At 45.7% G+C, this 15031-nt stretch carries 17 protein-coding genes; 11 read left to right on the top strand and 6 right to left on the bottom strand.

Features of this window, described 5'->3' with window-relative positions; all coding sequences use genetic code 11:
- The first annotated feature begins 265 nt into the window (after positions 1 to 265).
- Positions 266 to 1561: a YfiM family lipoprotein gene (locus AC27HD_RS07190; protein ID WP_032095682.1), complete on the top strand. Its 1296-nt coding sequence runs from the start codon at positions 266 to 268 to the stop codon at positions 1559 to 1561.
- 96 nt (positions 1562 to 1657) lie between these two features.
- Here AC27HD_RS07190 and AC27HD_RS07185 read toward each other — a convergent pair whose 3' ends face one another.
- Positions 1658 to 1981 (bottom strand): hypothetical protein, encoded by a 324-nt coding sequence (locus AC27HD_RS07185; RefSeq protein WP_032095751.1) that lies wholly within the window; start codon positions 1979 to 1981, stop codon positions 1658 to 1660.
- Between the two features lie 156 nt (positions 1982 to 2137).
- Between AC27HD_RS07185 and AC27HD_RS07180 the strand changes: the two genes are divergently transcribed.
- Positions 2138 to 2329 carry a hypothetical protein gene (locus tag AC27HD_RS07180; protein ID WP_032095683.1) on the top strand — a complete coding sequence of 64 codons (192 nt, stop codon included), beginning with the start codon at positions 2138 to 2140 and terminating at the stop codon, positions 2327 to 2329.
- 1 nt (position 2330) lies between these two features.
- Here AC27HD_RS07180 and epmB read toward each other — a convergent pair whose 3' ends face one another.
- Positions 2331 to 3356 carry an EF-P beta-lysylation protein EpmB gene (gene epmB, locus AC27HD_RS07175; protein ID WP_487104658.1) on the bottom strand — a complete coding sequence of 342 codons (1026 nt, stop codon included), beginning with the start codon at positions 3354 to 3356 and terminating at the stop codon, positions 2331 to 2333.
- 36 nt (positions 3357 to 3392) lie between these two features.
- Between epmB and efp the strand changes: the two genes are divergently transcribed.
- The 5 genes from efp to AC27HD_RS07150 all read left to right on the top strand — a co-directional run bounded on the left by efp (position 3393) and on the right by AC27HD_RS07150 (position 9436).
- Positions 3393 to 3962 (top strand): elongation factor P, encoded by a 570-nt coding sequence (gene efp / locus AC27HD_RS07170; protein WP_032095685.1) that lies wholly within the window; start codon positions 3393 to 3395, stop codon positions 3960 to 3962.
- Between the two features lie 157 nt (positions 3963 to 4119).
- Positions 4120 to 5100 carry an elongation factor P--(R)-beta-lysine ligase gene (epmA, locus tag AC27HD_RS07165; RefSeq protein ID WP_487104656.1) on the top strand — a complete coding sequence of 327 codons (981 nt, stop codon included), beginning with the start codon at positions 4120 to 4122 and terminating at the stop codon, positions 5098 to 5100.
- A 357-nt stretch (positions 5101 to 5457) separates the two neighbouring features.
- Positions 5458 to 7989 carry a TonB-dependent receptor gene (locus tag AC27HD_RS07160; RefSeq protein WP_487104654.1) on the top strand — a complete coding sequence of 844 codons (2532 nt, stop codon included), beginning with the start codon at positions 5458 to 5460 and terminating at the stop codon, positions 7987 to 7989.
- Between the two features lie 246 nt (positions 7990 to 8235).
- Positions 8236 to 8895, top strand: coding sequence for a gamma-glutamylcyclotransferase (locus AC27HD_RS07155; protein WP_487104652.1), 660 nt, complete (start codon positions 8236 to 8238; stop codon positions 8893 to 8895).
- 37 nt (positions 8896 to 8932) lie between these two features.
- Positions 8933 to 9436: a GNAT family N-acetyltransferase gene (locus AC27HD_RS07150; protein WP_487104650.1), complete on the top strand. Its 504-nt coding sequence runs from the start codon at positions 8933 to 8935 to the stop codon at positions 9434 to 9436.
- Positions 9437 to 9472: 36 nt separating this feature from the next.
- Here the strand turns inward: AC27HD_RS07150 and AC27HD_RS07145 are convergent, their stop codons facing one another.
- Positions 9473 to 9931 (bottom strand): acyl-CoA thioesterase, encoded by a 459-nt coding sequence (locus tag AC27HD_RS07145; RefSeq protein WP_487104648.1) that lies wholly within the window; start codon positions 9929 to 9931, stop codon positions 9473 to 9475.
- Positions 9918 to 10625, bottom strand: a complete 708-nt coding sequence (locus tag AC27HD_RS07140; protein ID WP_487104646.1) for a rhomboid family intramembrane serine protease — start codon at positions 10623 to 10625, stop codon at positions 9918 to 9920. The genes AC27HD_RS07145 and AC27HD_RS07140 overlap by 14 nt, the downstream gene beginning before the upstream one ends.
- Positions 10626 to 10832: 207 nt before the next feature.
- Here AC27HD_RS07140 and AC27HD_RS07135 point away from each other — a divergent pair, with 207 nt between their 5' ends.
- Positions 10833 to 10970: a hypothetical protein gene (locus AC27HD_RS07135; RefSeq protein WP_487104644.1), complete on the top strand. Its 138-nt coding sequence runs from the start codon at positions 10833 to 10835 to the stop codon at positions 10968 to 10970.
- A 165-nt stretch (positions 10971 to 11135) separates the two neighbouring features.
- Here AC27HD_RS07135 and AC27HD_RS07130 read toward each other — a convergent pair whose 3' ends face one another.
- Together AC27HD_RS07130 and AC27HD_RS07125 are read right to left on the bottom strand one after the other, a co-directional pair.
- Complete coding sequence (locus tag AC27HD_RS07130) at positions 11136 to 11717, bottom strand: peptidylprolyl isomerase (RefSeq protein ID WP_487104718.1); 582 nt, start codon at positions 11715 to 11717, stop codon at positions 11136 to 11138.
- A 59-nt stretch (positions 11718 to 11776) separates the two neighbouring features.
- Positions 11777 to 12988 carry a methyltransferase gene (locus AC27HD_RS07125; RefSeq protein ID WP_487104642.1) on the bottom strand — a complete coding sequence of 404 codons (1212 nt, stop codon included), beginning with the start codon at positions 12986 to 12988 and terminating at the stop codon, positions 11777 to 11779.
- Positions 12989 to 13196: 208 nt separating this feature from the next.
- On the opposite strand from AC27HD_RS07125, the gene AC27HD_RS07120 reads away from it, so the two are divergent.
- The 3 genes from AC27HD_RS07120 (at position 13197) to AC27HD_RS07110 (ending at position 15027) form a co-directional block, all read left to right on the top strand.
- A complete protein-coding gene (locus AC27HD_RS07120) occupies positions 13197 to 13862 on the top strand; it encodes an alpha-ketoglutarate-dependent dioxygenase AlkB family protein (RefSeq protein ID WP_487104640.1) in 666 nt (221 codons plus the stop codon).
- 83 nt (positions 13863 to 13945) lie between these two features.
- A complete protein-coding gene (locus tag AC27HD_RS07115) occupies positions 13946 to 14263 on the top strand; it encodes a BolA family protein (RefSeq protein WP_487104716.1) in 318 nt (105 codons plus the stop codon).
- 65 nt (positions 14264 to 14328) lie between these two features.
- Positions 14329 to 15027 (top strand): phosphatase PAP2 family protein, encoded by a 699-nt coding sequence (locus AC27HD_RS07110; protein WP_487104638.1) that lies wholly within the window; start codon positions 14329 to 14331, stop codon positions 15025 to 15027.
- Positions 15028 to 15031: the final 4 nt, after the last annotated feature.

The raw sequence follows: 15031 nt of genomic DNA, 5'->3' as shown, positions 1-15031 counted from the left end.
TTTTAATAATGGGCAAAGTAGTGCGCGAATACACTAGTGCGTAAATAGAGCAGCTCGCAAATAAAGAGGCGCGCAAATAAAATGATGCGATAATTTTTGATATTATCAGAAAAAAGGAATTTATCACCGCGTGTAAAAAACGCTTGTATGGTAACGTATAGCAATCAACTGCTGCCTGCAATGAAGCAAGCTCTACTCCATTGATTCAGATGCATTACATGTCAGCTCCCCGTGTCACGATTAGTAAAGGTTTACTACCACGAATATGATCTTGCGATTTTTAAAATGGTTTTTTATTGGTTTAGCTGTAGTTGTTTTTCTTGCGCTTGTAGGCGCGACAACGCTCACTGTAATGGCCGTTCAAACTACACCGCTGGTTTCAAGTAGTGCATCAAGCCAACTTGATGGTGCCGACAGTGTGAATGCATTGCTCAGCCAGCTACAACGCGCTTTTTCCCGCCGAGAAGAAGGCCATCAATTGACCTTAAGCGAAACACAGGTAGAGAGCCTGGTAGGCGTGTTGCAGCGCGCGCTGCCAGAGTTTAAAGGGCAAGTTAATATAACCTCAATGGGCGGAACGGTAAGCGTCACCTACGCACTAAAAGATACTGGCTACTTTTTTAACGCCTCTGCCTTAGTGTTGCCCGGCGATAGCCTGCGCATAGAACATGTGCAGGTGGGGAGTTTGAGTATTCCCGGAAGATTCTTACTCGACGTGATTGAATATGCTGTCAATAGCTACACCGATACAGAAATTGCCTCTATAGCCCTTAGCCGCGTAGAAAAAGTATCTATGCAGCAGGGTGAACTCACGTTAGAGGTAGGGCGTTTAGACACGCTGCTCGTAGAGCTAAACACAGTAGCATCTAACTTATCCGTAGACGAAGAAACCGAGCTGCAAACACTTACCGCCTACTACCTCAGGTATATTTCGGGTAGGGAAATCGCCTTATCTGCAAGTCCTGTATCCCTGACTGAATACTTGCGTGAAGGCATGGCCAGAGCCCGTGAACAAAGTACATCATCAGCACAAGCGGTATTGCACAATAAGGCTGTAATACTCGCACTGGCCGCCTATGTGGGGCACCACCGAGTTGGGCATCTTGTGGGTGACATTCAGCCGGATAAAGACAAAGCCCTTCGTCCTCGTTCTGGCGCAGTTTTGCATAATCGCAATGATTTGGCGCGACACTTTATTATTTCTGCAGCATTAGAGCTGCTATCAGAGCAAAGTATGTCCTTTGCTATCGGGGAGTTTAAAGAGTTGATGGACCGCGGGGCTGGCGGTTCTGGATACAGCTTTGTTGATTTAGTTGCTGATATGTCCGGCACGGCCTTTGCCCAAACCGCCGCATCGCCAGCGCACGCTGAAAAGGTTCAAAATGCCCTTGCCCGTATTCGCAGTGAGAGTGACATTATCCCCGCGATTGACGATGTGCCAGAGGGGCTCAGTAAACAAGCTTTTACCGAGCAATATGGTCGTGTGGACAGCGACGCGTATTTACGTGAAGTACAAAGGCTAAAGCAGCGCATAAAGCGTATCCCGCTTTATGCTAATTAGCGCTCACTTCTTACACTAGAGAAGTATAAGAGAACCACAAGGCTAGCGTAAGATAGGCGTGGAATAAGCTTTAGGCCGAGCTGACTCGGCTAAGCGTTAGTTCTGAGGCTTACTGGCTAGGCTTTGTTGAAACTGGGTAACGGTGATAAGCGCTAACTCTATTTTCTTCACTAGCGGAGCAAGTGCTGCCTTTGTTTGCTCTTCGTTCATGTCTTTCATGGCTTGCCAATCTAACGCTATTTCTTCTACATAGGGAACAAAGCGCTTCGACGACGTTGTAAATCCACTGTCAGAGGCAAATACGGCTGAAAATTTACCTTTCTTATCCTGCTGCAACACGTCTAATGCTTGGTCGGCATCCACGGCTTTTCGGTAAAGAGTTTGCATGGTCTCTTGAAGTTGTTGGTTTACGGTTTGCATTTCTTGCATGAAAACGCCTTTAATTGCTTGATGTAAATTTGATTTTGAAATTGATTCAAAAACTGATTAAAGTTTCGACGGTTTTTGCCGATACACCTTGAGGTGGGCAATTTTGCCCATTTTTTCACTTTGCTACAAGCAACAAAGGAAAACGGTATGGAACTACAAGGTGCAAACGCCTCTGCAGCGTCCGGTGCTTCGCTTGAATTGGCTTCTCTTAAGTTGGCAAAAGGCCAACAAGAACAAGAGGGAAAAGCGTCGCTTCAGTTGCTGGAATCAGCCGCTGACGTACCAAAAGCATCCTCTTCAAACCCCGCGTTAGGCGCTAATATTGATACTTTCGCGTAGGTCAGGGATGCAAATGTAAGTCGATAGGCGTTTTGCCGGGTTGTCCCCCAATTTCTCTCACGAGTTTGGGCACTAAGAATCCCGGCAGGCGCTTTATCGCTTGCTCCATAATAGCCCTTCCATCGTCATCACTCACATAGAAATGACTCGCCCCCTGCACTTTGTCGAGTACATGCAAGTAATAAGGCAATACGCCTGCTTCAAAAAGCCGCTCATTCAGCGCGCAAATGGCATCAGCACTGTCATTAATCCCTTTCAACAATACAGACTGATTCAACAGGGTTACTCCTTTGCTTTTAAGCGGTGCCAGTGCATCGACTAACTCATCGGAGACTTCGTTTTCATGATTCGCGTGAAGCACTAATACCTTTTGAATGGGTAGCTCGGTAAACCAATCTTCAAAGGCACTGCAAATTCGCTCGGGTAATACCACAGGCAATCGCGTGTGGATTCGAAGGCGTTTTACGTGGTCGATTGCTGCAATTTCTGACGCCAACCACGCTAGGTGCTCGTCTTTTGCCATTAATGGATCGCCACCAGAAAAAATGACTTCGTTAATGTCTGGGTTATCGGCAATGTACGATAATGTGTCTGTCCACTGCGCTTTGCTAACGGCATTTTCTGCGTAAGGGAAATGACGCCTAAAGCAATATCGACAGTTTACTGCGCACCCGGTGCGAACCATTAGCAGCACGCGAGAGTCGTACTTGTGCAACAGCCCTTTGCCTGCTGTGTCATGTTCTTCAAGTGGATCTTCATTGTAGTGAGGCGACGTTAAAAACTCATCGCTCAGCGGCATAACTTGCAGGAGCAGTGGATCGCTTGGATTCCCTTTTTCCATTAATTCCACAAAATGACGGGGAACACGCATAGGAAATAAGCGCCGTGCTTTTATGTGCTGTACGTATTTTTTCTCATCTAAATGCAAATGACTGAGCAGCTTCGAGGGGTCCGTAAAGCTTCTTGATAATTCTTTTTGCCAGTTATGCTCTACAGAAATCGCTTTTTTAGGTATTATTTGTTCCACGAAACTTTTTGCACCTTATGTTTAGACAGAGGAATTATGGCTAATTACAGCACTAACGAGTTCAAAGGCGGCCTGAAAATCATGCTGGATGGCGAACCTTGCAACATTTTAGAAAACGAATACGTAAAGCCTGGTAAGGGCCAAGCGTTTAACCGCGTAAAAATTCGCAAGCTTATTTCAGGTAAAGTTTTAGAAAAAACGTTCCGCTCTGGTGAATCCGTAGAAGGCGCAGACGTTATGGATACTGAGCTGGCCTATCTATACACCGACGGCGAATTCTACCACTTTATGAACAATGATACATTCGAACAAATTGCGGCTGATGAAAAAGCAGTGGGTGAGAATATTAAGTGGTTGGTAGAAAATGACGTTTGTACTATTACGTTGTGGAACGGTGCCCCAATTACGGTAGCGCCACCTAACTTTGTCGAGTTAGAAATTACCGAAACTGACCCAGGTCTTAAGGGTGATACTGCTGGAACCGGTGGTAAGCCTGCAACCTTGACTACAGGTGCCGTTGTACGTGTACCTTTGTTCGTTCAAACAGGCGAAGTTATCCGTGTAGATACACGCTCTGGCGAATACGTGTCACGAGTTCAAAAATAAGTAGCGTTTAAATAAGTCATGCTTAAAAAAGCATCGCTTAATAATCAGTAACATTGCCAAAAAGCGTGTTACTAGCAAGGTTCAAAAACCGGTATGTTCACGTACCGGTTTTTTAATTTATGGCTTTCATCTTCTTCTTAAAAGCGTTGGCGCGACTATGAAACATGAGCAATCTTGGCAACCTACCACCACTCACAAAACCAGAGTGGCGAGAGCTGAATTACTTCGTCAAGTAAGGGCGTTTTTCCATTGCCGTGACGTACTTGAAGTAGAAACCCCAGTGCTATCTGCCGGAACCGTTACCGATGAGCACATTGACGGGTTTAGTACTGAATTTTTGTACGCTAGTACTGGAAAGCTCGTTTCTTTGTTTCTTCAAACATCGCCTGAATATGCAATGAAGCGACTGTTGTGTGCACAAAGCGGTGCCATTTACCAAATTGGCAAAGCATTTCGTCACGAAGGGGAAGGGCGGTGGCACAACCCTGAGTTCACCATGCTGGAATGGTATCGACCAGGTTTTGACCACTTCATGCTTATGAAAGAAGTGGATGCCCTTTTACATGAGGTGTTAGGCGCAACAACTGATAGTGAAATGATCACTTACCAAAACGCGTTTATCGCTCATCTTGACATAGACCCGCTCACCAGCCCAACGAGCTCAATTCATCAAAAAATGCTCGAATGCGGTATTGATATCGATGGCATAGAGAGTCTATCAAGAGATAGCCAGCTGCAGCTTCTGTTTTCCTATTGCATTGAGCCTAAAATAGGCCTGAAAGCGCCGTGTTTTGTCTATAACTTTCCTGCCTCCCAAGCAGCACTGGCGAAAATAAGTCCTTATGACAGTCGCGTTGCCGAGCGCTTTGAAGTGTATTTTAAAGGTATTGAACTAGCTAACGGGTTCAATGAACTGAGTGAACCCGCTGAGCAGCGAGAGAGGTTTAAGCAAGATAATAAAAAGCGCGCGTTGTCAGGGTTGCCAGAAAAACCTATCGATGAGCACTTTTTGCAGGCGCTAGAGTCGGGTCTGCCAAAGTGCGCAGGCGTTGCCCTTGGCATAGACAGACTGTTGATGCTGAAAATCGGCGCCTCACACATTCAAGAAGTCATTAACTTTCCCGTTAGCCGCGCCTAGCAAAATAAAGTAAAGCACAGGCTTACACACTACAGTCTCCTAATCCTTGGTCATTCATTCTCCCACTCAAGCATAAGTTGGTCTTGTTGAGGTGCTCTCCTTATTGCGTCCATTGCCTCCGCTAATGACGTCTCTAGTGCTGCTTCTTTCGAAATCACTACTAAGAAACCTCACCTATGCGTAAACACTTCAACACGCTTCATCGGTTAATGGCTGCTTCGCTGCGATTATTTGCTGTTGACTTTATAACCCGTATGCTGAAAAATGTTATAACATCACATATTGCTCAAGCACACACATTGGCAATGCCGTAGAAACGGTAAAATCACAGCTAAAGACACTCAGTAGAGGAAAATAATGAAAATGCGTTCGTTACTAAGCATTACGATAGCGGGATTACTCAGCGCTCCGGTTTTAGCAACCACAGTGACGGGAACTGTTACAGATACTTCAGGTAAGCCAGTAGAAGGCGCGGAAGTTAAAATTGAAGGCACGCGCCGCATAGCAATTACCGATGAAAACGGCATCTATCGTTTTAACGATGTAAAGCAACCTCATATCCATTTACATGTTTATTCAAGCGACTACATTCATGGCGATAACGACCTTGGTGATGTAAGTAGCGATCAAAAAGCTGACTTTGTGTTACAGCCTGCGTCGGTAGAAAACATTGTAGTGACGGCAACAGCGCTGCAGTCATCTGTTCTTGAGTCAGTAACGCCTGTTACTGTTATTGGTGCTGAAAAACTTCGCAAAATTGAAGCGCCTACTCTGGGTGAAACGCTTAAGAATACTCCAGGGGTACACAGTACCTATTTTGGCCCTGTTTCAAGCAGCCCTATCATTCGCGGCAACGATGGCCCGCGAGTAAAAATTGTTCAAAACGGCTTAGATGTATCTGACGTATCTCGCGTTGGTCCAGATCACAACGTGGCCACCACGTTAGCAAGTGCGACTCAGGTTGAAGTGCTTCGCGGCCCGGCAACACTTCAGTATGGAAGTGGTGCAATTGGCGGTGTAGTTAACGTTGTTGATAAGCGCATACCGCAATACCAAGTAGACGGTGTTGAGGGGGAAGTCGAAGCAAGCTACAGCACCGTAAACGAAGGTAAATATACCCGTGGTGACGTAACTGGCGGACAAGGTAACTTTGTTTGGCACGTTGACGGTTTTATCCGTGATACAGAAAACGCAAACATTCCGGGTTTTGCATCTCTAGAGCCAGATGATGACGAGGAAAGCGGCGAATTAGAAAGTAGTGCCATGGAGACAACTAACATTGTTGCTGGGCTTTCTTACGTTGCCGAGGAAGGCTATTTCGGTTTCGCCGTTGAAAAGCTCGATAACGAATATGGTGTTCCAGGCCACAGTCACGGTCATGGCGACGAACACGATGAAGATCATGACGAGGACCATGATGAAGGCTTAGACGATTCTCACGATGAAGAGCACGATGAAGAGCACATGCACGAAGAAGAAGGTGTGCTGCTCGATGTCGATATGACTCGTTACCAAGCCGCAGGTGAGTGGCACTCGCCAATTAAAGGGCTAACTAACCTGAAATTCGCCGCTGCCTACACCGATTACGAGCACGCTGAAATAGAAGACGGCATGCCGGGAACTGTGTTTACCAACGAATCTACTGATATTCGCCTATCGGCTTATCATGAAGAAGTGGCAGGCTGGCACGGTGTGTTTGGTCTACAGTTTACATCAAGCGATTACACCGCTGTGGGTGAAGAGGCGTTTACGCCAGCTAACGTGACAGACAGCTTCTCGCTGTACCTCATTGAGCAAAAGAAAGTGGGCGACATAACGTTTGAAATTGGTGGTCGTTTAGAATCAACCTCTATTGATGTTGCAGACAGTGAAGTAGAGCTTGATGTGTATCATGACGAAGATCACGAGGGTGAAGAGCACGAAGGCGAAGAACACGAAGGTGAGGAACATGAAGGCGAAGAGCATGAAGCTCACGGCACAGAGTTTACGTTCCCAGAATATGACTTCACAGCAGTATCCCTTTCTGCAGGTGCGAACTGGGAGTACACCGACGGCCAGTCAGTAGCGATTACGCTTTCTAGAAGCGAACGTGCTCCGAGTCAGCAGGAGCTATTTTCTGCCGGTCAGCATTTGGCAACAGAAAGTTATGAAGTTGGACTTGTATTCGACCTAGTCGAAGAAGGCCATATTGAAGAAAACTTAAAAGGGGTGACTGAAGAAGTTAGCACTAATTTAGACGTTACCTTCCGTAAGTTTACTGGCGATTGGGGCTATAGCGTTTCTTTGTTTTACAACCAAGCCGACAACTATGTTTTCCAAACTAACACGGGCCTAATCGCGTTATCTGAGCATGAAGAACATGGTGATGAACACGACGAAGAGCACGAGGGAGAACTTGAAGGTGAACATGAAGAAGGTCATGAGTCGCACAGCGATGAAGGCTTGCCTGTGTACTACTTCCAGCAAGCCGACGCCGACATTTGGGGACTTGAAGCGCAAGCGTACTTCGACCTTAATGATGCGTTCCGTTTGACCGTATTTACCGATTATATTCGCGCAGAAATAGAAGACGACAATTTGCCACGTACTCCGCCAATGCGAATTGGTGGTGAGCTAAGTTACGTTAACGGCGGGCTTAGCGCAGATGCTGGTTTTACTTGGGTTGACGACCAAACTGATACCGCGTCTTTTGAAACGGCTACAGACGGATACACCCTGTTAAACGCCAGCGTTCAGTATGAATTTGCGAGTCAAGGCATCGATTGGGTTGTGTTTGCTCGAGGTGATAACTTGACTGATGAAGAAGCGCGAGTGCACACGTCTTTCCTTAAAGACCAAGCGACGCTACCAGGTAGAAATATCAGTGTGGGTGTAAGAGCCTTGTTCTAATCATTAATGATGGGCTGTTTTTAGTTTATCGCTAAATAACAGCAACATGCCATAAGGTAGGCGCTGTGAAGGCGGTACTTTTTGAGGTTATCGCATTAAGATAAACTCAAAGGGTACCGCCTTTTTTTATGACCTCGTCTTAATGAATCAGAGCATGCATGTTGGGCTATGAGGCTGTAAACTTAAATTGCGAACGAGTAAATTCTGTTATTAATAGCCACATCATAAAATCATACAGGAGATAGTGTGAACAACGCTGATGCACCCTCTGCACATGACATTGTTAATTATTTAAACGGGCTCGATGAGTCTCATATCGTTCTTGGCTATGGAAGTTTGTTAAGCCGCGACAGCAGAGAGCGCTTTTCGGGTATAAAAACCTACGGCATTCCTGTAATGGTAGATGGGTTCGAGCGTGCCTGGGTAACAAGAAGTATTCAAGAGCAGCAAACCTACGTTGGGGCAATCAAAAACGCCGCTAAAAAGCTGAATGCGCAACTGATCCCCGCTCAGCTCAATCCAGCGCTGCAAGAGCGAGAAAAAGATTATCGATTTACGCAAGTGTCGCCACAGCAAATTGCCTTCGACGCTACAATGGACATAAATAGCGAAACAGCCCTTTATGAAGCCCTCAGCGGTCGGACATTATGGGTATGTGAGACATTGCACTGTAGCCCTGCGAATGATCAGTTCCCGGTAAGCCAAACTTATGTTGATACTTGTTTAGCCGGATGCTTAGAGCACGCAGGCGAAAAGGCCGCCACGGATTTTGTGACGCATACCTCACTGTGGGATCACCCTCGTGTTAACGACAGAGCGTTGCCTAAATATCCACGGGCTGCCAACGTAGATAAGACCATACAAGACAAAATAGACACCATCTTATCGAATAATCTACTATCTTAACTTCTTTCCTGTAATAAACGGTTAGGGCGTCATTAAGATGAATACAGGGTTTCAGGGAACACGGGTTCGGTTGCGGGCGCTCAGCTTTGACGATAAAGAGTGGGTGTTAGCACTGCAGCAAGATCCTCAGTGGGTAAAGTTCATTGGAAGTCGCGGAGTCGATTCACTTGAAGATGCCTGCGACTATATTGCCCGTACTAATGCCCAATGCAAAGAATGGGGCTACGGACTGCTGGCTATCGAGGACAGCGAGACTGGGCTTCCTTTAGGAGTCTGCGGGCTGTTTAATCGCTTTGCATTCACCTGCCCGGATTTAGGTTTTGCCCTGCTGCCAGAAGCGCGAGGACGAGGCATTTGCCAAGAAGCCTGTGAACTCGTGATTCACTGGGCAAGAAATCAAGGTTATCGCTTTCTCACGGGAATGACTCACCCAGATAACACGCGCTCCCAGGCTCTGCTGACGAAATTAGGGTATGAAAAACAAGGATGGTATTTTGATAAGTCATTCCCTGTTCAGGCGCTTTACTGGCTGTCGCTTTAGGGCGCTGGGAGATAAGCTAATGTTGAAGCGTCAAAACTAAAGCTCAATGCCTGCCAGGTTGATCGTTTTTCCTGGGGCCCCTTTCAATAACGTTGCTTTAAATTCATGGGGCACGGGTTTCTTTTCAAATGTCAGTGAATCGACCATCACATAGACAATTTCAGCTGATGCTACAGCGTGGTTAGTTTGCCAATTCAGCATGTCAATTTGTATCGTAAAAGATGTATTGCCAACTTTGCTTACATGCACCGACAAGCACAAAATGTCGTCGAATTTTGCTGAGTTTTGCCATGATATATTGAGATTGACGACTTGATTATCTAAGCCTTGGTTTGTTAATGCTTGATACCCACCTATTAGCGCTCGCATAAACTCAGTGGCGGCTAAATCCGCGTAGTCAGCATATCGTGCGTTAAAAACAACATTTTGAGGGTCGCATTCGGCATATCGAACTCTTAGCAGTAATTCAAATGCATTAGGCTTAACGTTGGTCATTCATGTTTTCCTTTTCATTCGGCACAGTTTTTATATTCCCCTCATTGTCTTCAGCTTGTCCATCAAGACGCCACTGATCACCGATAATAGGGTCTTCCGATTTAGTTTCTACTTCCCAAGAATATGCCTTAACTGTCGGTTTTGGATCTAGCGAATGCCATAAACAGGCACAAAGAACACCAGCTAAAGCACCGAATAAATGGTATTCGAAAGAAATCCCTTCTTGGCGGGGAAATATGCTCATCGTCATTCCACCGTACATGAAAAAAGCAACCATCATAAGCACGACTGAACGTTTATCTCTGCGGAATATACTCACCACGAATAAATAAAAAAATACACCATGAGTTAAACCGCTAGCGCCAATATGATAGCTTTCGCGTCCAAACAACCACACACCAATACCAGATAGTAACCACACTGTTATTAACACACGCCAACGTGTTTTTGGGTAACCATAGATGAGAAATGAGCCAAGGACTAACGTGGGCAATGTATTGTTGAAAATGTGCTCTAATGAGCCGTGTATGAGGGGCGCTGTTATAATTCCAACCAAACCATGCAGCGCTAAAGGATAAACTCCGAGCCAACTTAGGTCGACGTTGAAGTTGAGTTCAAAAGCTTTAAAGCACCAAATAAACCCCACGGCGAATGCGGTGATTAATATGCTGTTTTTGAGTGACGTCGTTTTCATCTGTCAGATTTATGGGCAATTAATAAAATAACAACTTTTCCGTAGGCTTTATGGCAGTAATGAGCACTTGTCAGAAAAACTAGCCGATTACCTTTAACATTTCATAAACAAAAGTTAAAAATTATTGTCTCAAAATCAGCGGTTTAGCGCTTAAGGCTACAGGTCGTGATCACGTATAATTAAGGCCTACTTCGTGAGGGCTAAGACATGACTAAACAGAAAAACGATACGAGTAAAGAAACGGCAAAAGTTGTTGCGACAATGATGATACCGATGGTCACGTTAGGCTTGGTGTGTCTATCAATTGGCGTGTATCTAATGAATAACGTCTTTACGGGAATTTGACGGGGCTTTGATGGCACTTTGATAATTAACGCTTCACACGCCACCAGCCTTGGAAAGTTGCATAACCAAAGCGGTGGCATATGTATTTTAAAGACTACTGCAAACCGGCTACAGACACGGTTAAAGCAGCGTGTTTAATGCAGCGCGTTTAATGCAAAAGTGTGACTACAGCGGTGGAAGCACAGTGACTTTTTTGATCACGATGGGCTCAATGGGAACGTTGTTCGCGTTTAAGCGAATTGAATACTCGGTTTCCACTTCAGACATTGCATCAACGACATCTGACCCTTCTACGATTAAGCCAAACACCGCATAGCCCCAGTCCCGTCCAGGGTTCAGACTTTCATTGTCATTGACGTTAAAGAAGAATTGACGGTTAGCGGTGTGAGGGCCGTTTTGACGTGCCAGTGCAATGGTATGTAAGTCGTTAGTAAGCCCATTGCCCGATTCGTTAAATATATCGGGAAAGTTCGACTTACCGTTGAAATCAGAGGTGTAGCCGCCACCTTGCACCACAAATCCCGGTACAATGCGGTGAAAAATAGTGTCGTTGTAAGCCTGCTTGTCTACATAGCGCAAAAAGTTATTCGCGGTAATAGGAGCGCGTCTTCTATCTAACTCCACCACAATATCACCCATGGTGGTTTCAATTTTTACGCGAGGATAATAGTTGTCAGGCTGTATTTGAGAGCCATCGTCTTTTTTCGCAGCAACAAGGGGGCTAACACTCAAAAAAACACACACCATTAATAGGCTAGAAAGAATGTTGTTTATCTTCTTTAGCATAGTAAATCCTTCAAATAATCTTACTGTTTAGCGACGCTAAAAATAACGAACTTTTTATCGTTTGACAGTATATCAACACCACCAAACAGTTTTTTCAATTTTATGTGGTAATCCAAGTGACGATTTCCTACCACAACAAGATGTCCGCCTCGTACTAATAAATCGCGAGAGTCGGTAAACATTTGCCATGCAATGTGGTCGGTGATCACATTTTGTTGATGAAAAGGAGGATTACACAACACCTTCGTGACCGCCGGCGTGTTCGGCTCGTTAAGAAGGCCTTCCAAGCAGTTGGTAGCAATAAAGGTGCATTGGTCTATTTTATCTGGGTGGTTAGTCAACACATTTAAACGTGCACTTTCCAATGCCATGTAAGATTCATCGGTAAAAATGACCTTGCAGTCTGGGGCAAGTGTCAGCGCGTTAATACCCAAAACGCCGTTACCACATCCCACATCGACAACCGTATCATTGCTGCTCACCGTCATGTGTTTCATCATAATACGGGCACCAATATCTAATGACTGACGTGAAAACACGTTTGCTTCGTTGTCTAACGTCATTTTGGCGCCTGTGGTTCCCTTGCATTCCCATCGAGTTGGGTAGGGCGACGGGTACGATGGAAGGGTAAGGTCGGGACGAGAAAACACCAGTCGCGACTTTTTCTTTGCCAGAGAGGTGGTGGTGGGGCCGATGTACTTTTCAAACAATCCCAGTACCGATTTGGTAATAGCTTTTGCTTTGCCGCCGGCAATCACTTGTGTGTCAGCAGATATATAACGCTTCAAATCAATAAGCTGCTGCTCTAAAAGCGCAAGTGCTCTTGGTACCTTCAGTACCACAATAGCCGGTGCTGCTTGCGGAGAAAACGTTAAGCTGTCCACACTGGTCATTGTATTGACGGGGGCCGTTTCTGTTACCGATGTCTCTGCGCTTATTGCATTACGCCCTAAGTTTTCCAGCAAAGAGCGTCGAGATATGTAAGAGTCTGATACCCAAAGCGGATTCAAATGCTCAAACCAGCACCCCAATGCACCAAAGTCATCATTAAAAATCATAAGCTGAGACTGGGCAGTGTCTGTAGAGACCACATTGTCGTTGAGCAGTGATTCTACATGGTCGATGAGCAACTCATCGGCGCTGTCCCATGCCTGTAAGCTCACATGTTGATGCTTTTCAGGATAGCGAATTAGAGACAAGTTTCGGTCTGCAAAGATAAATTCTGTATTCATTAGAGAAAATTCTGACGGCAACAGCGATGACGTGTGTCATGCCTTGGCGTGCTTTGGAGTTAGCAATGGGCGTAGGGTAACATTTCGCGAGCAAAAAGAGCATGATCAGATTGGTGCAATGCGCGTAAATAACCTTGGCAAAGAAAAAATTATGCTCAACAAAGCTATACCCAATAAAATCGGATAAGAGAGCGACTTAGGCGAAGACATGCAATATTCACTTTTTAATCAACCTGATAAGCTAAAACCTGAACAGGGAGCGCCCGAGCAACAAAAGCAGGCGCCTCAACGCCTGCCACTGCCTGAGGGGGATGTTGTGTATTATCCTCGCTTTTTCAGTCAATCTACTGCCGATACGTATTTCGATAACCTGCAAAGCGAACTGCCGTGGAGACAAGACTCATTGCGCATGTTTGGTAAATCTATTCCCATCCCCCGGTTACAGAGCTGGCATGGCGACCCACAGTGCACCTATACCTATTCAGGGCTGACCATGGTGCCTAACCCGTGGACATCAACCTTAGCTGATATACGGGATTGTTGTAGCGCAGCATGCGGCAGCCGCTTTAATAGTGTCCTTGCCAATTGGTACCGACACGGTCAAGACAGCATGAGCCTGCACGCTGATGATGAACCCGAGCTTGGGCCAAACCCCGTTATTGGTTCTGTAACGTTGGGAGAGGCGCGTCCTTTTGTGTTTAAGCATAAAGAAACGAAGGCGCGCTATACGCACTTGCTCGAACACGGCAGTCTTTTGGTTATGGCTGGGGCTACACAAAGCCATTATTTACACGGCATTTCGAAGACGGTTAAACCGATAGGTGGTAGAATAAACCTCACTTTCAGACGATTAATAGTCGCGAATTCACCTTAAAAATTTCAATGGGTTCGCCAGCCACGCGAATAAAAGAGATTGAGGTAAAAGATATGCAGGTAGACGATATGCAAGTAAGCGGTATGCAAGTAAAAGATTTCCTAGAAACAGTCATCACGGATGCTATTGCGCCAAGCTACTTAGAGGTCGTTGATGAAAGCTTTATGCATAATGTGCCCGAGGGAGCGCAAAGTCATTTCAAAGTAACGGTAGTGAGTGAAGCCTTTGAAGGCCAGCGTTTAATTGGCAGACATAGACAAATAAACGCATTGGCAGCACCGGCCTTAGAGGGGCCTGTTCACGCGTTGGCGCTTCACACTTATACCCCTGAAGAGTGGGTAAAAAGGGGAGGGGAGCCTTTGTCATCACCTAAGTGCCTTGGCGGAAGTAAGCACGACTAGGTCGGCACTTCCTTGTGATATAAAACACAGATAGTGAAATAAAATGCAACAAATGGATGTTAGTCATGAAACAAAACAGTGAAGTTGGTCACTATATCAATATGCTTAAAACCCCTTCAGTTCAGGTTCTGCTTCTTGGAACCTGCTTTGTATTGGTTATGCTATTTGTACATTTAGGTGTTGCGCAGCCGATGGACGAAGCATTATTTCAAGCCCTTAGACTGGATGCTTCAACGCCTAAATGGGTATCAGATGCATTAAGAGATGTTACCGCGCTTGGCAGTAATATTGTGCTGCTTTTTGTGGCTATTACCGTTACGGTTGGCCTCGCCATGCACAACCAGCGCAATAAGGCGTATACCTTTGTGTTGGCAGTAGCGTTGGGGCTATTTGTTGCCTTTGCCCTTAAAGCGGGGATCGCGAGACCTCGTCCACCGGTTAGTCAGCACGATGTGGATGTGTATACCCACAGTTTCCCGTCTGCTCATGCAACCCTGTCTACCTTGGTGTACTTCTACCTTGCTTACCTTATTTGCCATTTCTCTGGCCAAAAGGCGGTCAGCACATGGATATACTCAACTGCAGCATTATTGGTGTTTTGCATAGGGTTATCTCGAGTGATGCTAGGGGTTCATTGGCCGAGCGACGTGATTGGAGGTTGGTTTGCTGGTGGCAGTGTTGTGGCGCTATGCCTTTACACTATTAAATGGAAGCAAAAGCTGCATATTCACAATAGTGAGCCACAGCAATCAAAACGCCAGTAAGGTC

The sequence above is a fragment of the Alteromonas sp. 4NS20-0143 genome (genome assembly GCF_057542855.1).
The sequence above is the reverse complement of the archived record's forward strand: the minus strand, read 5'-3'. Positions and strand labels throughout refer to the sequence as shown.